Annotated in this window: 18 protein-coding genes; 11 read left to right on the forward strand and 7 right to left on the reverse strand. The window is 73.4% G+C overall.

Features of this window, described 5'->3' with window-relative positions:
- The 8 genes from AOM09_RS00295 (at position 1) to AOM09_RS00330 (ending at position 8,304) form a co-directional block, all read left to right on the forward strand.
- The gene (locus AOM09_RS00295; RefSeq protein WP_062382591.1) at positions 1 to 960 is read left to right on the forward strand and encodes a serine/threonine-protein kinase; all 960 of its coding nucleotides are present in this window, start codon (positions 1 to 3) and stop codon (positions 958 to 960) included.
- A 44-nt stretch (positions 961 to 1,004) separates the two neighbouring features.
- Positions 1,005 to 3,134 (forward strand): Stk1 family PASTA domain-containing Ser/Thr kinase, encoded by a 2,130-nt coding sequence (gene pknB, locus AOM09_RS00300; RefSeq protein ID WP_062382595.1) that lies wholly within the window; start codon positions 1,005 to 1,007, stop codon positions 3,132 to 3,134.
- Between the two features lie 93 nt (positions 3,135 to 3,227).
- A complete protein-coding gene (locus AOM09_RS00305; protein WP_082098683.1) occupies positions 3,228 to 4,310 on the forward strand; it encodes a polyprenyl synthetase family protein in 1,083 nt (360 codons plus the stop codon).
- Complete coding sequence (locus AOM09_RS00310; protein ID WP_062382602.1) at positions 4,307 to 5,200, forward strand: phytoene/squalene synthase family protein; 894 nt, start codon at positions 4,307 to 4,309, stop codon at positions 5,198 to 5,200. The genes AOM09_RS00305 and AOM09_RS00310 overlap by 4 nt, the downstream gene beginning before the upstream one ends.
- Positions 5,197 to 6,813 carry a phytoene desaturase family protein gene (gene crtI, locus AOM09_RS00315; protein ID WP_062382607.1) on the forward strand — a complete coding sequence of 539 codons (1,617 nt, stop codon included), beginning with the start codon at positions 5,197 to 5,199 and terminating at the stop codon, positions 6,811 to 6,813. Before AOM09_RS00310 ends, crtI begins: the two co-directional genes overlap by 4 nt.
- Entirely contained in the window at positions 6,810 to 7,127 is a 318-nt protein-coding gene (locus tag AOM09_RS00320; RefSeq protein WP_062382611.1) for a lycopene cyclase domain-containing protein, read from the forward strand. The genes crtI and AOM09_RS00320 overlap by 4 nt, the downstream gene beginning before the upstream one ends.
- Positions 7,091 to 7,429 (forward strand): lycopene cyclase domain-containing protein, encoded by a 339-nt coding sequence (locus AOM09_RS00325; RefSeq protein ID WP_062382615.1) that lies wholly within the window; start codon positions 7,091 to 7,093, stop codon positions 7,427 to 7,429. Before AOM09_RS00320 ends, AOM09_RS00325 begins: the two co-directional genes overlap by 37 nt.
- Positions 7,426 to 8,304: a prenyltransferase gene (locus tag AOM09_RS00330; protein ID WP_062382618.1), complete on the forward strand. Its 879-nt coding sequence runs from the start codon at positions 7,426 to 7,428 to the stop codon at positions 8,302 to 8,304. Before AOM09_RS00325 ends, AOM09_RS00330 begins: the two co-directional genes overlap by 4 nt.
- 46 nt (positions 8,305 to 8,350) lie before the next feature.
- On the opposite strand, the gene AOM09_RS00335 is transcribed toward AOM09_RS00330, so the two are convergent.
- The 3 genes from AOM09_RS00335 to AOM09_RS00340 are packed head-to-tail and all read right to left on the reverse strand — an operon-like array spanning position 8,351 to position 9,953.
- Positions 8,351 to 8,977, reverse strand: a complete 627-nt coding sequence (locus AOM09_RS00335; protein ID WP_062382621.1) for an aminodeoxychorismate/anthranilate synthase component II — start codon at positions 8,975 to 8,977, stop codon at positions 8,351 to 8,353.
- Positions 8,974 to 9,141 carry a hypothetical protein gene (locus AOM09_RS15050; protein WP_156162159.1) on the reverse strand — a complete coding sequence of 56 codons (168 nt, stop codon included), beginning with the start codon at positions 9,139 to 9,141 and terminating at the stop codon, positions 8,974 to 8,976. Before AOM09_RS15050 ends, AOM09_RS00335 begins: the two co-directional genes overlap by 4 nt.
- Positions 9,138 to 9,953, reverse strand: a complete 816-nt coding sequence (locus AOM09_RS00340) for a class E sortase (RefSeq protein WP_062382625.1) — start codon at positions 9,951 to 9,953, stop codon at positions 9,138 to 9,140. The genes AOM09_RS15050 and AOM09_RS00340 overlap by 4 nt, the downstream gene beginning before the upstream one ends.
- 120 nt (positions 9,954 to 10,073) lie before the next feature.
- On the opposite strand from AOM09_RS00340, the gene AOM09_RS00345 reads away from it, so the two are divergent.
- On the forward strand, positions 10,074 to 10,322 hold the full coding sequence (locus AOM09_RS00345) for a cell division protein CrgA (protein WP_082098684.1): 249 nt from the start codon (positions 10,074 to 10,076) through the stop codon (positions 10,320 to 10,322).
- A 552-nt stretch (positions 10,323 to 10,874) separates the two neighbouring features.
- On the opposite strand, the gene AOM09_RS00350 is transcribed toward AOM09_RS00345, so the two are convergent.
- Positions 10,875 to 11,645 carry a rhomboid family intramembrane serine protease gene (locus tag AOM09_RS00350; RefSeq protein WP_082098685.1) on the reverse strand — a complete coding sequence of 257 codons (771 nt, stop codon included), beginning with the start codon at positions 11,643 to 11,645 and terminating at the stop codon, positions 10,875 to 10,877.
- Positions 11,646 to 11,651: 6 nt separating this feature from the next.
- On the reverse strand, positions 11,652 to 12,191 hold the full coding sequence (locus AOM09_RS00355; RefSeq protein WP_062384320.1) for a peptidylprolyl isomerase: 540 nt from the start codon (positions 12,189 to 12,191) through the stop codon (positions 11,652 to 11,654).
- A gap of 127 nt (positions 12,192 to 12,318) precedes the next feature.
- Between AOM09_RS00355 and AOM09_RS00360 the strand changes: the two genes are divergently transcribed.
- The gene (locus tag AOM09_RS00360) at positions 12,319 to 13,236 is read left to right on the forward strand and encodes a hypothetical protein (RefSeq protein WP_062382631.1); all 918 of its coding nucleotides are present in this window, start codon (positions 12,319 to 12,321) and stop codon (positions 13,234 to 13,236) included.
- Positions 13,237 to 13,278: 42 nt separating this feature from the next.
- Here the strand turns inward: AOM09_RS00360 and AOM09_RS00365 are convergent, their stop codons facing one another.
- Positions 13,279 to 13,806 carry a helix-turn-helix domain-containing protein gene (locus AOM09_RS00365; protein WP_062382635.1) on the reverse strand — a complete coding sequence of 176 codons (528 nt, stop codon included), beginning with the start codon at positions 13,804 to 13,806 and terminating at the stop codon, positions 13,279 to 13,281.
- A gap of 58 nt (positions 13,807 to 13,864) precedes the next feature.
- Between AOM09_RS00365 and AOM09_RS00370 the strand changes: the two genes are divergently transcribed.
- Positions 13,865 to 15,043, forward strand: a complete 1,179-nt coding sequence (locus tag AOM09_RS00370; protein WP_062382639.1) for a benzoate/H(+) symporter BenE family transporter — start codon at positions 13,865 to 13,867, stop codon at positions 15,041 to 15,043.
- Here AOM09_RS00370 and AOM09_RS00375 read toward each other — a convergent pair.
- Positions 15,024 to 17,330 (reverse strand): beta-L-arabinofuranosidase domain-containing protein, encoded by a 2,307-nt coding sequence (locus AOM09_RS00375; RefSeq protein WP_169747586.1) that lies wholly within the window; start codon positions 17,328 to 17,330, stop codon positions 15,024 to 15,026. The genes AOM09_RS00370 and AOM09_RS00375 overlap by 20 nt on opposite strands.
- Positions 17,331 to 17,373 lie beyond the last annotated feature (43 nt).

Genomic DNA, 17,373 nt, shown 5'->3' on the forward strand with positions numbered 1-17,373 from the left:
ATGGCGATCCACGCGGGGACCACCCTGGCCGGCCGCTACGTGCTGCGCTCGCTGCTCGCGGTGGGCGGCATGGGAGAGGTGTGGCGCGGCACCGACGCCGAGCTCGACCGCGAGATCGCGATCAAGGTCCTCAAGGACGGCGCCGCGGAGAACGAGACGTTCCTCAAGCGCTTCCGCAACGAGGCGCGCAACGCCGCCGGCCTGGTGCACTCCAACATCGCGCAGGTCTTCGACTTCGGCGAGCACGACGGCACCCCCTACATCGTCATGGAGCTGGTCGAGGGCGAGCCGCTGTCGACGATCCTCGAGAGGGAGCGCACGCTCGACGAGGCCCGCCTCGTGACGCTCATGCGCCACACGTGCCGCGGCCTCGCGGTCGCGCACGAGGCCGGGATCATGCATCGCGACGTCAAGCCGGGCAACCTGCTGGTGCAGGAGGGCGACCGCGTCAAGATCACGGACTTCGGCGTGAGCCGGGGCACGGACCAGACCACGCTGACCGCGACGGGCATGGTGATGGGCACCGCGCAGTACCTCGCCCCCGAGCTCGCGCTGGGCAAGCCGGCCACCGCCGCCTCGGACCTCTACGCGCTCGGCATCATCGCCTTCGAGGCCGTCGTGGGCAGGCGGCCGTTCACCGCCGCGAGCGCCGTCGACATCGCGATCGCCCAGGTCAACGAGCCGGTGCCGCCGCTGCCCGCCGGCGTCTCGCCCGACCTCGCGGCGCTGATCTTCCGGCTGCTCGACAAGAACCCACGGCGCCGGCCCCACGACGCGCTCGAGCTCGACAGGATCCTCGCCGAGCTCGAGCTGCTCGAGCCCGGCACCGGCGCGGCGCAGCCGCCGCTCGACACCGGGCTGCCCGCCTCCGCGCCGCGCCGCGCGATGCCGCCCAGCATCGCCCCGCGCGAGTACCGCCCCCGCCCGGATGTCGAGCGTCGCAGGCCACAGGCCCGGTAGATGCGAGAATGGCCCCCAGCACGTAGGACCACGAAGGACGTTTCATGAACCAAGAGCCGAAGATCCTCGCCGGACGGTACGAGGTCGGCGACCTCATCGGCCGCGGCGGCATGGCCGAGGTGCACGTCGGCTACGACACGCGCCTGGGCAGGACCGTCGCCATCAAGATCCTGCGCGCCGACCTCGCGCGCGACCCGTCCTTCCAGACCCGGTTCCGCCGCGAGGCCCAGGCTGCCGCCGGGCTCAACCACCCGAGCATCGTCGCCGTGTACGACACGGGCGAGGACAGCATCGTCAACCCCGACGGCAACCCGCAGGCCGTGCCGTTCATCGTGATGGAGTACGTCGAGGGCCACACGGTCCGCGAGATCCTCAAGGGCGACGTCGCCGCGCCGATCGACGAGGCGGTCGAGATCACCGCGGGCGTGCTCGCGGCGCTCGACTACTCGCACCACGCGGGGCTGGTCCACCGCGACATCAAGCCGGCGAACATCATGCTCACGCCGACGGGCGCCGTGAAGGTCATGGACTTCGGCATCGCCCGTGCGCTGGCGGACTCCGGTCAGACGATGACCCAGACCCAGGCCGTCGTGGGCACCGCGCAGTACCTCTCGCCCGAGCAGGCGCGCGGCGAGAACGTCGACGCGCGCTCCGACCTGTACTCGACCGGCTGCGTGCTGTTCGAGCTGCTCACCGGACGCCCGCCGTTCATCGGCGACTCCCCCGTGTCCGTCGCCTACCAGCACGTGCGCGAGGCGGCGCCGCGGCCCTCGGAGTTCGCCTCCGACGTCCCGGAGGAGCTCGACCGGGTGGTGCTGCGCGCACTCACCAAGAACCGTGACGAGCGCTACGCGAGCGCCCAGGACTTCCTCGCGGACCTCCGCAGCGTGATGTCCGGCGAGCCTCTCGCGCCCTCGACCGGGGCGATCGCCCTCGGCTCTGCCGCGCTCGGCGCGGGCGCCGCCGGCGTGGCGGCCGCGGCGCTGGGAGACCAGGGACCGGAGACCAACGCGACGGAGATCATGCCCGAGCCGACGCTCGGCGGTCAGACCGCCGTCATGCCGGCCGGCGGCCCGTGGGCCTCGGTCGACGAGCCCGGCGCGACGGGTCCGGAGACCGCGGGCGTCGACACACTCGAGGAGGACGAGGAGGACGCCGCCGCCGCGCGGCGCAAGAAGATCGTGCAGTGGTCGATGCTGGGCGCCGCGGCGCTGGCCGCGATCCTCGCGATCCTCGCCATCTGGATGATGACCCGCGAGGCGGGGTCCGGCGCCGAGCCGAGCCCGTCGGCCTCCGTCACCGTCGACATCACCGACATGGAGGGCATGACCCGCGAGCAGGCGCAGGCCGAGCTCGACAGGCTCGGCCTGGTCGGGAAGTTCAAGCAGGAGGCCTCCGCCGACGTCGACGAGGGCCTGGTGACGCGCACCAACCCCGAGGCGGGCAAGGACGTCGAGGAGGGCGCGACCATCACGGTCTTCCTCTCGAGCGGCCCCGACGTGGTCACCATCCCCGACGTGAGCGGCGACACCGAGGAGGAGGCCGTCCAACGCCTCGAGGAGGCCGGTCTCCGGGTGGTCGCACGTGACACCGAGAACGACCCGAAGTTCGACGCGGGCCGCGCATCGAGCACCGAGCCCGAGGCCGGCGAGGAGGTGGCCGGCGGATCCGCGGTGACGCTCTACCTGTCGTCGGGCCTGGTCGACCTCCCCGACCTCACGGGCGCGACCCTCGCCGAGGCGCGCAAGACGCTCGGCGAGCTCAACCTGGTGCCGGACGAGTCCTACCGCGAGACCGAGGACAAGAACCCGGGCACGGTGCTCGAGCAGAACCCCGGCGCGGGCGAGGTCGAGCGCGGGTCCACCGTCGCCCTCGTCGTGGCCGAGGAGCCCTCGACCGTGGTGGTGCCGGACGTCACCGGCAAGTCTCAGAACGCCGCGAAGTCGGATCTCGAGGGCGACGGCCTCGCGGTCGGGACGGTCACCATCGACACGAGCGAGGCGAACCCCGACCTCGCCGGCACCGTCAAGGCGACCAACCCGCGCGCGGGCCTCGAGGTCACCCCGGGCAGCACCGTCGACCTCACGATGTGGTGCGACGTGCGCGCCGTGCTGGTGACGCCCGACCCGACCAACGCGCCCGACGTCACCGAGGAGCAGTACCAGTGCCGGTGACGACCCGCGACTGAGTCGCGGCCGACCAGCCAGGCACGATGCACGCCGCCCCGCGGGAATACCCCGCGGGGCGGCGCTGTCTATCCTGACGTGATGATGCCGATGGACACCGTCGACGGGGTGCAGGCGTTCGTCGCGCGGGGCCTCGACGAGGTCAGGCTGGTCCTCGCGGCGCACCTGGCCCGCGTCCAGGCCGAGCTCCCCGCGGCGGGCGCCGACTACCGCGACCTGTGGGACGCCGTGGGCGACCTGCACCTCGCCGGGAAGAACCTGCGGCCGATGCTCACGCTCGCCGCGTACTCGGGCCTGGGCGGTCGCGACACCCGCGCCATCGCCCCCATCGCGGCGGCCGTGGAGATGCTGCACGCCGCGATGCTGATCCACGACGACCTGCTGGACGGCGACGAGGTCCGGCGGGGTCGCCCCAACGTCGCCGGCGCCCGCCGGATCGCGCTCGAGGGCACCGGCCTCTCGCCCGCCCAGGTCGAGGCGCACGTCCGGGCCGCAGCCGTCCTGGGCGGCGACCTCGCGCTGTCCTCCGCCTACGACCTGGTCGCGCGGGCCGACATCGCCTCGCACCATCGCATCGCGTGCCTCGACCTCCTCACCCGCGCGGTGCGCACCACCATCGCGGGCGAGCTCCGGGACATGTACGCGGACGCGCGCGCACCCGAGGATGCCGAGCCCCTGGTCATCGCGGAGCTCAAGACCGCGACGTACTCCGTGGTGGTCCCGCTGCTCGCGGGCGCGCAGCTCGCGGGCGCGGATCCGACCATGACGGCGCACCTCGAGCGGCTCGGCACGGCGCTCGGCCTGAGCTTCCAGCTGGTGGACGACGACCTGGGGGTGTTCGGCGACCCCGCGGTCACGGGCAAGTCGGTGCTGTCCGACCTGCGCGCGGGCAAGCGCACCGAGCTGATGCGCCTGGGCTTCGCGCACGCGGACGCGGCGGGACGCGCCGTGCTCGCGGGCGCGGTCGGGGATCCGGCATTGGACGAGGCGGCCGCCGCGCGGGTCCGCGAGGTGCTCGTGTCGAGCGGCGCCCGCGAGCGCGCGCTGCTCACCGCGCGGCAGCAGGCACGGATCGCGCGCCGCATCGCCTACGAGCGGATCCCCGCCCCGCTATCGGGCTACCTGGTCGACCTCATCGCGACGCTCGAAGAGCGCACCTCGTGAGCCGAGGAGCGCGCCACCGCCGCCACGATGACGAGGCGGCCGCGCTGGCGCTGTACGACGCGACGGCGGACGAGGCGACCGCGCGGGTGCTCGCCCGCTACTCGACGTCCTTCGGCATGGGGACGCGACTGCTGCCGCGCGCGCAGCGCACGCATGTGCGCAACGTCTACGCGATGGTGCGCGTCGCCGACGAGCTGGTCGACACCTACCGCGGCCCGGACGCCGGCGCGCTGCTCGACGGCTTCGCGGACCAGGTGCACGCCGCGATGGAGCGCGGCTTCAGCGCCGACCTGGTCGCGCACGCGTTCGCGCGCACCGCCCGGGCCGTGGGCATCACGCGCGAGCAGACCGAGCCGTTCTTCGCGTCGATGCGGATGGACCTGGTCGACACCGTCCACGACGAGGAGTCGCTCGCGCGCTACATCCTCGGCTCGGCCGAGGTGGTGGGGGAGATGTGCCTCGCCGTCTTCGTCAACACCGGGCGCGGGCCCCGGCCGCTCGACCCGGAGGTGCGCGCGGGCGCGCGGCGCCTGGGCGCGGCCTATCAGAAGGTGAACTTCCTGCGGGACCTGGGCGTCGACCTGGACCGGCTCGGCCGGTCCTATCTCCCCGGCGTCACCGCGGCGACGCTCGACCAGGAGCGGCTCGCGGCGCTGGTCGCCGGATGCCGCGCCGACATCGCCGCCGCCGAGCGCGCCTTCGACCGCCTCCCGTGGCGCGCCCGGGCGGCGGTGGGCACCACCATCGACATCTACGCGCGGCTGCTGCGGCAGATCGAGGAGACTCCCGCGAGTGAGATCGCCTCCCGACGGGTGCGGGTACCCGATCGGGTCAAGCTCGCCCTCGCCGCGCGCAACGTCGCCACCGGCGGCAGGAGGAGGGACGCATGACGGCGCCGCGCATCGTGGTCGTCGGCGGGGGCGTCGCGGGCCTCGCGACCGCCGGCCTGCTCGCGCGCGGCGGCGCCGAGGTGACCCTGGTGGAGCGCCACGCGGCGCTCGGCGGCCGCACCGGACGCGTCGAGATCGCGGGCCACACGTTCGACTCGGGTCCGACCTGGTACCTCATGCCCGAGGCCTTCGCGCAATGGTTCGCGCTCATGGGGCGCGACGTCGAGGAGGAGCTCGAGCTGGTCGACCTCGACCCGCGCTACCGCGTGCTGTTCGAGGGCGAGGACCCGTGGGGCCCCGCCGACGCCCTCGAGGTGTCCGCCGACGCCGAGGAGAACTGGCGTCGCTTCGACGCGCTCGCGCCCGGCGAGGGCGAGGCGATGCGCGCCTACGCCGAGGACGCGCGCGAGCTCTACCGGATCGCCCTCGACCGCTTCCTCTACACGACGTACGCGCGCCCCCTGGGCGTCGCATCGTCCACCGTGCTGCGACGCCTACCCACGCTCGCGAGCCTGCTCGCGCAGTCGCTGGGCGCGCGCATCGCGTCGCGCGTGCGCGACCCGCGGCTGCGTCAGGTGCTGGGCTTCCACGCGGTCTTCCTCGGCTCCTCGCCCGACCGGGCGCCCGCGCTCTTCTCGCTCATGAGCCACCTCGACCTCAACGACGGCGTGCGCTACCCCCGCGGCGGCATCCACGCGGTGGTCGAGGCCCTCGCGCGCGTCGCGCGCGAGGAGGGCGCCGAGCTGCGCACCTCGTCGCCCGTCGCCGGCATCCTGGTGGACGATGCGGGGCTCGCGACCGGCGTCGCGCTCGAGTCGGGCGAGACCCTCCACGCCGACGCGGTGGTCGCGGCCGCCGACCTCCACCACGTCGAGACCCGCCTGGTCCCCGAGCGGTGGCGGACCCATCCCGAGCGCGCATGGCGGAGGCGCAGCCCCGGCGTGAGCACGCTGCTGGTGCTCGCCGAGGTCGACGGCGCGGTCCCCGAGCTCGCGCACCACACCATGCTCTTCACGCGCGACTGGGACGCGAACTTCGGCGCCCTGCGCGACGGCTCGCCCCCGCCGGTGCCCGCGTCCGTGTACGTCGCGCGCCCGGGCGCGACCGATCCGTCGGTGTCGCCGCCGGGCAAGGACTCGCTGTTCGTGCTGGTGCCGTTCCCGGCGGACGAGTCGCTGGGCGCCACCCCCGAGTCGCGCGCCGAGCTGGTCGCGCTCGGGCGCCGCTACCTCGCCCAGGTAGGGGCGTGGGCGGGCGTGCCCGATCTCGCCGAGCGGTCGACCGTGCTCCAGGTCATCACCCCCGCGGACTTCGCGTCCCGCTACGGCGCCTGGCGAGGCGGGGCGCTCGGGCTCGAGCACACGCTCGCGCAGACGGCGCTGCTGCGCCCGTCGAACGTCTCCGGCAAGGTCCCCAACCTGCTCTACGCCGGGGCGTCCACCGTGCCCGGCATCGGCGTGCCGCTGTGCCTCATCTCGGCGGAGCTCGTGGCGAAGCGGCTGCTCGGGGCGGTCGACGCCTCGCCGCTGCCGACGCCGGCGCCCCGCGGCTTCCTCGCGCGCTCGCGCGCCGCGGGCGTGCTGGGGGATCTCGCGCGGCGGGTGCGCCCGTGAGCCACCTCGCCTACCTGGCCGCGCTGCTGGTGTCCCTCGCGGGCCTGACCGCGCTCGACCTCCGGTACCGCGTCGCGGTGTTCGACCGCCCCCGTGCCGCGCTGCTCACCGTCGGCGCCACGGTGGCGTTCCTGCTGGTGTGGGACGTGGTCGGCGTGGGGCTGGGGATCTTCTTCGTCGGCTCCTCCGAGTGGCTCACCGGGATCCGCCTCGCGCCCGAGGTGCCGCTCGAGGAGCCGATCTTCCTCACGCTGCTCGCCTACCAGACGCTGCTGCTGTGGCGCTGGCTGTCGCGGAGGGCGCCGGCCTCATGACCTACGTGGTGCTGTCCGTCGCCGTGCTCGCGCTCGTGGCGCTTGCGTGCCTGCCCGTGCTCCGGCGGCTCCCGCATCGTCCCCTGCTGCTCACCGGCGCGGCGCTGGTGGCCCTCACCGCGGTCTTCGACCCGCTCATCGTCGCCGCGGGGATCGTCGCCTACGACGAGTCGCTGATCTCCGGCGTCCGCGTGGCGGGCGCCCCGATCGAGGACGTGGCCTACGCGCTCGCCGCGGTGCTGCTGGTCCCCACGCTGTGGACCCTCCTCACCCCCACCGGTCGGGACGCCGAGGCCTCATGATCCGCTCCCTCCTCAGGGCCTCGCGCCCCGTCTCGTGGATCAACACCGCCTTCCCTTTCGCGGCCGGCTACCTGCTCGCCACCCACGAGCTCGATGCGGTGCTGGTGGTCGGCACCCTGTTCTTCCTCATCCCGTACAACCTGCTGATGTACGGCGTGAACGACGTGTTCGACCACGAGTCCGACCTCGCGAACCCCCGCAAGGGCGGCATCGAGGGCGACGTGATCCGCGATCGCGCCGAGGCCGCGCGCGTGCACCGCGCCATCCTGTGGGCCTGCGTGGTGCTGGTGATCCCGCCGGCGGTCTGGCTGCTCACGCGGGGCCCGCTCGCGGCAGGGGTGACGCTCCTGCTCGTCCTGCTCGGGGTGCTCGCCTACTCCGTGCCGGGTCTGCGCTTCAAGGAGCGCCCGTTCCTCGACTCCCTCACGTCCGCGCTGCACTTCTGCGGGCCGCTGCTGTACGCGCTCGTGCTCGCCGGCACGCCGCTGCTCGCGCGCACCACGTGGCCCGTGTGGGTGGGATTCATCCTGTGGGGCATGGCGAGCCACTCCTTCGGCGCGGTGCAGGACGTGCGCGCGGACCGCGAGGGAGGGATCGCCTCGGTCGCGACCGTCATCGGGGCCCGCGCGACGGTGCGCCTCGCGCTCGGGCTCTACGTCGCATCGTCCCTGGTCCTGGCGTTCCTGCCGTGGCCGGCCTCGCTCGCCGCCGCGCTGCCGCTGCTCTATGCGGCGTCCGTGGCACGGTTCCTCGGCGTCACGGACGCGAGCTGCGAGGAGGCCAACCGCGGCTGGCGCACGTTCCTGTGGCTCAACCAGCCCGTCGGGTTCGCGGTGACGATGCTGGTGATCGGCGCGTGGAAGGGCTGGGGCTGACCCGACCGCTTTACGGCCGCTCGGCTCGGGCGAGCGCACCGCGCTGTCACCGGCGCACGAGCGGGCTGAGACCCGCCGACCGCCCCTCGGGGTCGGGCATCCCGCACACCTCGAGCCAGTTGGCGAGCAGGCGGTGGCCACCCTCGGTCAGCACGGACTCGGGGTGGAACTGCACACCGTGCAGCGGCAGCTCGCGGTGGCGCAGGCCCATGATGATCCCGTTCGCTGTCGAGGCGGTGACCTCGAGCTCGTCGGGCACCGTCGGGTTCTCGACCGCGAGCGAGTGATAGCGCGTCGCGGTGAACGGCGACGGTAGGCCGCCCAGCACGGAGTCGCCGCCGTGCGTGACCTCCGACGTCTTGCCGTGCATGAGCTCGGGCGCGTGGGAGACCACGCCGCCGTAGACCTCCGCGAGCGCCTGATGGCCCAGGCAGATCCCGAGCATCGGCGTGCCCGTCTCCGCGCACTGGCGGATGACGTCCATCGACGCGCCGGCCTCGGCGGGCGTGCCGGGCCCGGGCGAGATGAGCACGCCGTCGTATCCCGACACGGCGCCGGCATCCGCGACCGCATCGTTCCTCACGACCACGGTCTCGGCACCCATCTGCCGGAGGTAGCCGACGATGGTGTAGACGAACGAGTCGTAGTTGTCGACCACGAGGATGCGCGTCACGGCACGGCCTCCACGCTGGCCTCCTCGATGTCGAACGTCACCGAGAACCACGGGTAGACCCACTGGAAGAGCGCCGCCACGATCGCGGCGATGAGAAGCAGCACCAGGAGGAACCGCACCCACGCGGGGCCGGGCAGGATGCGCCACACGGCGGGGAAGATCATGGCTGCGGGATCTCCTCGAGGATCTCGGCGGGGACGCCGTTGCCGGTCGGGGCCCAGTACTCGAGCTCGCCGTGGACGATGTAGCGCTCGGCCGCCGAGTACATGGGATGGCAGGACGTCAGGGTGATGTAGTGGCCGTCGGGCGCGGCGCCGGGGTCGTACGGGTTCGGCGCGATGACCTCGACCTGGCTCGGGTCGACGATGAGGTGCTCGGTGACGCGGTAGACGTACCAGGCCTCCTCGGTCTGCACCACGAGCGCATCGCCCTCCTGGAGCTCGGCGATCCGGTTGAACGGCTTGCCGTACGTGGTCCGGTGCGCGCTGATGGCGAAGTTCCCGTACGCGCCTGGCATGCCGGTGCCCGGATAGTGGCCGATGCCCAGCACGTCGAGCACCTCGCGGCGCGTCACGCCCTGGGAGATCGGCTTGATGTAGTCCGTGCCCCAGCGCGGGACGTAGAACGTCGCGAAGGTCTCGGCGAAGCCGGGCTCGTCCATGACGGGCGCGGTGTCGGGGGACAGGTGGAGCTCCGCGGGGATCACCTGCGGGCCGTCGTCCTCGGCGACGTCACCTGCCGTGATGGCGCCGGTGTACGCCCAGTCCAGGTCCTCGACCACCTCGGCCTGCTCGCGATCCGCGACCACGTCGGTGTAAAAGAGCTGCCACACGACGTACAGGCCCACCACGGCGCCGGCGATGATGCAGAGCTCGCCGACGAGCGAGACGAGGCGGGTGCCGATGCCCGGCGCACGCCGCCTCGGGTCCGGCGGCGGGGCGTCGGGCTGGGTGGGGACTTCCACTGATGCGGACATGATCCACCAGCCTACGGGAGGCTCCGACCTGCGGGAATCCTGCTCACGGCATCTTGCTCGGTACCCTTGTCCGTGAGCACCGCGCGCGTGCGCGGGCACAGCAGAGCGACGGAGTGTGCAGTGGCGCGATCGAAGAAGAACGACGACAAGGTCTACAAGGCCCCCCGCAACCTGGGCAAGCCCCAGTCCGACAACCCCAAGTGGCTGCTGCCCACGGCGCTGACGCTGCTGGTGGCGGGCCCCACGTGGATCGTCGTCTACTACGTCGCGAAGGCCCAGTACCCCATCCCCGGCATCGGCGACGCGAACCTCATCATCGGCTTCGTGCTCATGGCCGTCGGCATGGGCCTGCTCACCCGCTGGCGCTGAATCACACGCGTGTAGTTATCCCCAGATCCCTCCACAGCGGTGGAGAAAACCACACGGCTGTAGTTATCCCCGAATGTGGATGACGGTGGGGATAACTACGCGGATGTCATTCACATCTGTGGATGAGTGTGGGGAAAGCGGGGATTCGGGCCGTACCTGTCCACAGGCCCGGCCTGTGGATGACCGGTGGACGATGCGCCGGGCGCCTCGGTGGTCCACCGGCCGGATCTCCAGCCTGACCACCAGCCGGGTCACCTCCCGAATGGGGCGCTGACGGTCGCTCTCGCGGGCTCCGTGCGCGCCATGGGGCATTCGGCGTCGCCCGGCCGCACCCCACGCCGCACCCCCCGCCGACCGCGCGCCGCACCCCACGCCGCCCGCGCGCCGCATCCCCGCGCCGACCGCGCGGCCCGTCCGCGGACGCCCCATGGGAGATACAGCGACCCGCAGATCGACCGTGAGCGCCCCATTCCGGGAGGGCGGCGCGCGGCGCAGCACGAAGGCCCCGCCGCACGCGCGACGGGGCCTCGGCACTGCGAAGCGCGGCTGAGCTCAGCCGGGCCTGCGCTCCACCCAGCGGAGCATGGCGAGCATCGTGAGCCCGCCGACCACGGCGCCGCCCAGGTGCCCCTGCCACGAGATGTTCGGGATGACGAGTCCCAGCGCCAGCCACAGGCCGGCCGTGGTGATGAGCGACCGGTAGTCGAGGCGCAGCTTCATCAGCACGACCGCATAGGCGGCGATGAGGCCGAAGATCGCGCCCGAGGCGCCGCCGTGCGGGCTGGCCCCGGTGCCCAGGAGCACGATGGCCGCCGAGCCGCCCAGCAGGGACGCGAGATAGAGCAGCCCGAAGCGGAGCCGCCCCATGAGCGGCTCGAGCTGCGAGCCGAACTGCCACAGCACGAACATGTTCATGCCGATGTGGAGCAGGTTCGAGTGCAGGAACCCGGAGGTGATCCACCGGTACCACTCGATGCCGAGTCCGCCCGTCTCCTTGCCCACCCCGGGGAAGAGCGCCCAATCGATCCACCAGGACTGCCAGCCCAGCACGTAGGTGCCGTAGAGGTAGGCGATCACGTTCGCGGCGATGAGGCCGAACGTCACGTACGGCGTGCCATGGGCCATCGTGAAGCCGAGCCGGTTGCGCATCGGCCTTGCCGAGGCCTTCGCCTCGCGCACGCAGTCGACGCACTGGATCCCGACCGCCGCGGGCTTCTGGCACTCGGGGCAGGCGGGACGCCCGCAGCGCTGGCAGCGGACGTAGGACACCCGATCCGGGTGCCGCGGGCACGTGGGCGCCGCGGCACCCGGATCGTGAGCCATCGAGTGTTACTCGGAGATCGTGACGGACGTGATCATCACGTCCTCGAGCGGACGGTCGCGACCGTCGGTCGGGGTCTTGCAGATCTTGTCGACCACGGCGCGCGACTCCTCGTCGGCGACCTTGCCGAAGATGGTGTGCTTACCGTTGAGCCAGCTCGGCTTGTCCACCGTGATGAAGAACTGCGAGCCGTTGGTGCCGCCCGGGCGCCCGGTGATGGGGTTGAGGCGCTGGCCGGCGTTCGCCATCGCGAGCAGGTAGGGCTCGTCGAAGCGGAGCTCGGGGTGGATCTCGTCGTCGAAGTTGTAGCCCGGGCCGCCGGTGCCGGTGCCCAGCGGGCAGCCGCCCTGGACCATGAAGCCGTCGATGACGCGGTGGAAGACGAGGCCGTCGTAGAAGGGCGCGGTCGACTTCTCGCCGGTCTGCGGGTCCTTCCACTCCTTCTCGCCGGTGGCGAGGCCCACGAAGTTCTTGACGGTCACGGGCGCGTGGTTCGGGAACAGCTCGATGCGGATGTCCCCGGCGGTGGTCTGAAGGGTTGCGATCATGCCCGCCATTGTTCCACGGCCCTCGCCACCACGCGCCTCTAGTGGCACGATGGACGGAAGGGTTCGCGCACCAGGTGGGTTGTCCACCGGGGTGGCCCAAGTCCCCACGGACCAGGAGGAGCGCAGCATGAGCAAGGTGACTTTCCAGAGCTTCGACGCCGACAAGGCTCGCGACCAGGCGGCCGATGCGGCCAAGGCGGCCCGCGAGGCCGCGCGCGAGGCGTCGGTCGCCGCACGGAAGGCCGCGAAGCGCGCCAAGGAGTGGGCCGGACCCCAGGTCGAGCACGCCAAGGACTGGGCGTCCCCGCGGGTCCAGGAGGCGTACCACTCGGGCGCCAAGAAGGCCTCCCCCTACGTCCGCAAGGCCGGCGAGACCACGGAGCACTGGGTCGACGTCGCGCACGCCGCGATCGTCGGCGCCGCCATCCCGGCCGTGATCGCGGCGGTGGACGATGCGGCGCGGAGCGAGCCCGAGGACAAGGGCGGGCGCTCGTGGAGCAAGGTGCTGGTGCCGCTCGCGCTCGCCGCGGCCGCAGGTGCCGCCGTGGTGGTGTGGGCGCGCCGCGACCAGGGTCGCGACGCGTGGGCCGGCGAGGACGAGGAGTGGGAGTTCGCCGCGGAGGGCGACCTCAAGGACACCGTCCGCCGCAACGTCAACAAGGCCGTGGACGCCGCCGCCGAGGCCGCCAAGAAGGCCGCGGACGCCGCGACCGCCGCCGCCAACGCCGCGGCCGAGGTCATCACGGACAAGGCCGGCCCCACCTACGAGAAGGTGCGCGAGGCCGCCGGCCCCGCGGCCGAGCACGTCAAGGACACCGCCGTCACCGAGGCGAAGAAGGTCGCCGACGTCGCCGGTCCGGCCTTCACCAAGGTCAAGGACACCGCGATCGCCGAGGCGAAGAAGGTCAAGGAGGCGGCCGACGAGGCGCGCGCCCGCGCGGCCGAGGAGGTCGTGTCGACCATCGACGACGCGGGCGACGTCTGGGAGGACGCGGTCGAGGAGCTGAGCGACGCCGCGGAGAACCTCAAGGGCGACGAGAAGTAGCGGTCCGCGCCGCGGGCCTGCCGGCGCTCAAGCCCGCGACGCTCAGCCCCGCGGGGTGGTCACGGTGAGCAGCGCGCTCGCGCCGCCCGCGTCCGCCCGGTACGCGTGATCGACGTCGCTCACCCACGTGAGAAGCTCGCCGACGGCCGCGTGCCGCTGCTCGCCCGCGCGCCCCGCGGTCACGGCGCCGTTCAGCACCAGCAGGCGCTCGACCACGCCGGCGCCGTGCGCCCCCGAGCGATGCTCGACCCCGCCCGCGAGCTCGAGCCGGTAGACCTCGACCACGGCGTCGGGACCCTCGTCGACGTCGAGCAGCCGCGCGGCAATCCCGTCCGCGGCCACCTCGGCCCCGGGACGGTCCGCGAGCAGCGTCGCGAGCGGCGCCCCGAGCGCGGCCGCGAGCGCGTACAGCGTGGAGAGGTTCGGGTTGCGCGACCCGCGCTCGAGCTCGGAGAGCGAGCCCTTGCCGATGCCCGCCGCACGCGCGAGCGCGCCGAGGCTCATCCCCTGAGCGACGCGGGCGTCGCGCACGCGGATGCCGATGATGCGTGCCAGCTCGCCTGCCTCCATGCTCCGAGCATACGGACCGCCGTTCCATCGACGGAACACCCGTGTTAGCGTTCCGTTCATGGAACACACGTGGCTGCGCCCCGCGACGGTCGGCGTCACCACCGCGCTCGTGGGGTTCACCAGCTCCGTCGCGGTGCTCATCGCCGGCCTCACCGCGGCCGGCGCAAGCGGCGCCCAGGCCTCCTCGGGCCTGACGGCGCTGTGTCTCACGGTCGGCGTCGGCACCATGGTCCTCGCGTGGCGCTTCCGCACACCCCTCACGCTCGCGTGGTCCACCCCCGGCGCCGCGCTGCTGGCGACCCAGGCATCGCTGGGGTGGGAGGCCGCGGTCGGCGCGTTCGCGGTCACGGGCGCGCTCATCGCGGCGGTGGGGCTGTGGCCCCGGCTCGGCCGCCTGATCGCCGCGATCCCCGCGCCGCTCGCGCAGGCCATGCTGGCCGGCGTGCTGGTGCCGCTGTGCCTGCGGCCCGTGACCGAGCTCGCGGCGCATCCGTGGCACGTCGCCCCGGTGGTCGCGATCTGGCTGGCGCTCCAGCGCCTCGCCCCGCGGTGGGCGACGCCGGCCGCGTTCGGCGCCGCCCTCGTGGCGATCACCGTCCAGGCCGGACCCGCCGTCACGGCCGCCGTCACCGCACCGGCGATCGAGCTGACGCGGCCCACCTTCTCCTGGGCGGCCGTCATCGGCATCGCCGTGCCGCTCACGGTGGTGACCATGGCGTCCCAGAACGTGCCGGGCGTGGCCGTGCTCGCGACGGCAGGCTTCCGCGTCCCCTGGCGGGAGACGATGCTCGTCACGGGGGCCGGCACCCTCGCGGGGGCCGCCGCGGGCGGACACGCGATCAATCTCGCGGCCATCACCGCCGCGCTGCCCGCGTCCCCGGACGCGGACCCCGCACCCGAGCGGCGGTGGATCGCGGCGTTCGCGGCCGGCTGCTCGTACGTGGTGCTTGCGGGGGCGGGTGCCACGCTGGTGGCCCTGGCCGACGTCGGCGCGGCCGAGGTCCTCGCGGTGGTGGCCGGGCTCGCCCTGCTTCCCACCCTCGCCTCCTCGCTCGGGGGAGCGTTCTCCGAGCCGCGCGACCGCCTCCCGGCCGCCGCCGCGTTCGTGCTCGCGGCGAGCGGCACCACGCTCGTCGGGATCGGCTCCGCCTTCTGGGCGCTGGTCGGAGGCCTCGCGGTGGCCGCGGTCCTGCGGCCGCGCCGCGCCGGGCGCCGGGTCAGCGCGCGGGCGTCATGAGCGCGACCGCGACGATCCCCGCGGTGGCGCCGCCGGCACCCGCCTCGAAGCGGACCTCGATCCCCGAGGCGGGCGCCTCGACCTCGTAGACGGCCTCGACGACGTCCCCGTACAGCGGCACGTCGCGCACGGCCGACGACACGGGGGAGGCGACCGCGCCACCCAGGCGCACCACGGCATCGTCCCCGCCCGCCGGCGCGCCCACGAGCGACCGGATCCTCACCAGGTGAGGTCCGGCCTCCCGCGGGGTGAGCACGTAGGAGAACCAGTCCTCCGCCATGCGCCAGCTACGCGCGTTGACCCACTCGATGCGCGAGGCGTGCGAGAGGTAGCCGTGGTCCATCTCGGACTGCTGCTCGCCGGGCGCGACGATGTCGACCACGTCGGCGTCCTCGAGCTCATCGGCGTCGAGCTCGAGGAGCATCGCGCGAAGCGCCTCCGCGGACTCGCCCACCGGGAGGTAGACGGTGGCGCGCTCGTCGTGGATGCCCAGGTACGGCTCGAGCGCGAGCTCGATGCGCCGCGGCTCGTCGCCGTCGAGCCGCCACGCGGTCAGCGTCGCCCGCGATCCCCAGGCCGCGACGTCGACCTCGTCGCCCACGACCACGGGCGTCTCGATCATCCGGCGGCGCGGCCCGAGCGCGATGTGCGGCGCGCCCTCGCCCGTCGCCACCAGGCCCTCGAGCGCCTCGGCGCCGTCGCGATGCGCGAGCACGAACGGCCCGTAGCGGAACGACGCCCAGGGCGACCCATCCGGCAGGCCCCCCAGCGCGAGACGCGGCGCGAGGTCGAGGACGATGCGCGTGGTCCCGTCCCAGCGCCGGCTCAGCGCGATCTCGCCGGCGCCGGGCTCGACGGCGACGGGCGCGCCGTCGACGGTCACGGTCGCGCCGTCGACGGTCACGGTCGCGCCGTCGGACCAGTCCGGGATGCGCAGGCGCACGATGCGCTCGTGGGGCCGCGCCGCCGTCACGTCGACCTCGACGCGCCACGAGGCCTCGAGGTCGGCGCGTACCTCGATGCGGACGCCGTCCCAGTCGAGGACGGCGGGCTCGTAGATCTCGACGCGCGGGCTGTCGCCGTCGCGCGAGAACAGGAAGCGGTCGTAGCGCGAGTGCCCCTCGAGCCCGCTCCCGACGCAGCACCACATCGACTCGCCGTGCGCCGAGTAGACGCGGTAGTGCGCGGGACGGAGCGGGGAGAAGTAGACGAAGCCGCCGTGACCGGGGTGCTGCACGGTGAGCGCGTGGTTGTAGATGGCGCGCTCGGCGAACTCGACCAGCTCGAGGCTGTCGGTGCCCTGGCGGAGCAGATCCGTGAGCTGGAGCATCCCGAACGTGTTGCAGGACTCGGGGCCGAGCGCCTCGAGGATCATCGCGCGGAAGTCGCCCCGGGGGTGGAAATGCTCGCGCACGCCGTGGCCGCCGATCGCGACGGTGCGGTGGTGGACCACCTGGTCCCAGAACACGCGGGCGGCGTCCACCAGGTCCGCCTCGCCCGAGCGCGCGTAGCCGACCACCTTGGGCACCTGGGTGTTGGCGTGGAGGCCGTCGAGCCGGTCCTCGCCCGCGACGAGCGGGTCCAGCAGCAGACGGTGCGACCACCGGCGTCCCTCGGCGGCCAGGTCCTCGCGGTCCGCGAGCGCGGCGAGGCGGAAGAAGGCGTCGTTCATCCCGCCGAACTCGGCCGTGAGGATCTCCTCGATCTGCGCATCGTCGAGCTCCGCAGAGATGCCCATCCACCAGTCGGCCCACGCGCCCGCCATCGCGAGCGCATCGTCCTGGCCGGCGACCTCGAAGGCGTCGAGCAGCCCGTTGAGCACCTTGTGGAGGTTGTACATCGGGACCCAGCGGCCGTTGAGCGCGAAGGGCTCGGCCTCGATGCGACCGGCGCGCAGCTCCTCGCCCAGCGCCACGCCGCGCGGCGTGCCGCCCAGATAGCCGGTGCCGACGGCGTCCTGGCATGCGCGCAGCCCGTCGAGCATGGTCCGCAGCCGCGCGAAGACGTCGTCGCGCCCGGTCGCGGCGTAGAGGTGCGACAGCGCGGACACGTAGTGACCGCCGATGTGCCCGTCGAGGCCGCGCGACTCCCAGTCGCCGTAGGGCTCGGCGAGCGGGGCCAGACCGGCCTCGCGACGGTAGGGCGCGAGCAGACGATGCGGGTCGTGGGCGAGCGCCGTCGCGACCGAGCGCTCGAGCGCCGCGAGCAGGGGCCCGCCCGTGAGCGTGATCGAGCCCGGCGGGAAGGAGCGCGCGGCGGGTTCGTTACAACGTTGGAAATCACCCATGGATCGATGGTAGCCGCGGGCGGCCGCGACCGCGTCGGGCACC

The organism is Demequina iriomotensis, from assembly GCF_000971395.1.
Lineage (GTDB): Bacteria > Actinomycetota > Actinomycetes > Actinomycetales > Demequinaceae > Demequina > Demequina iriomotensis.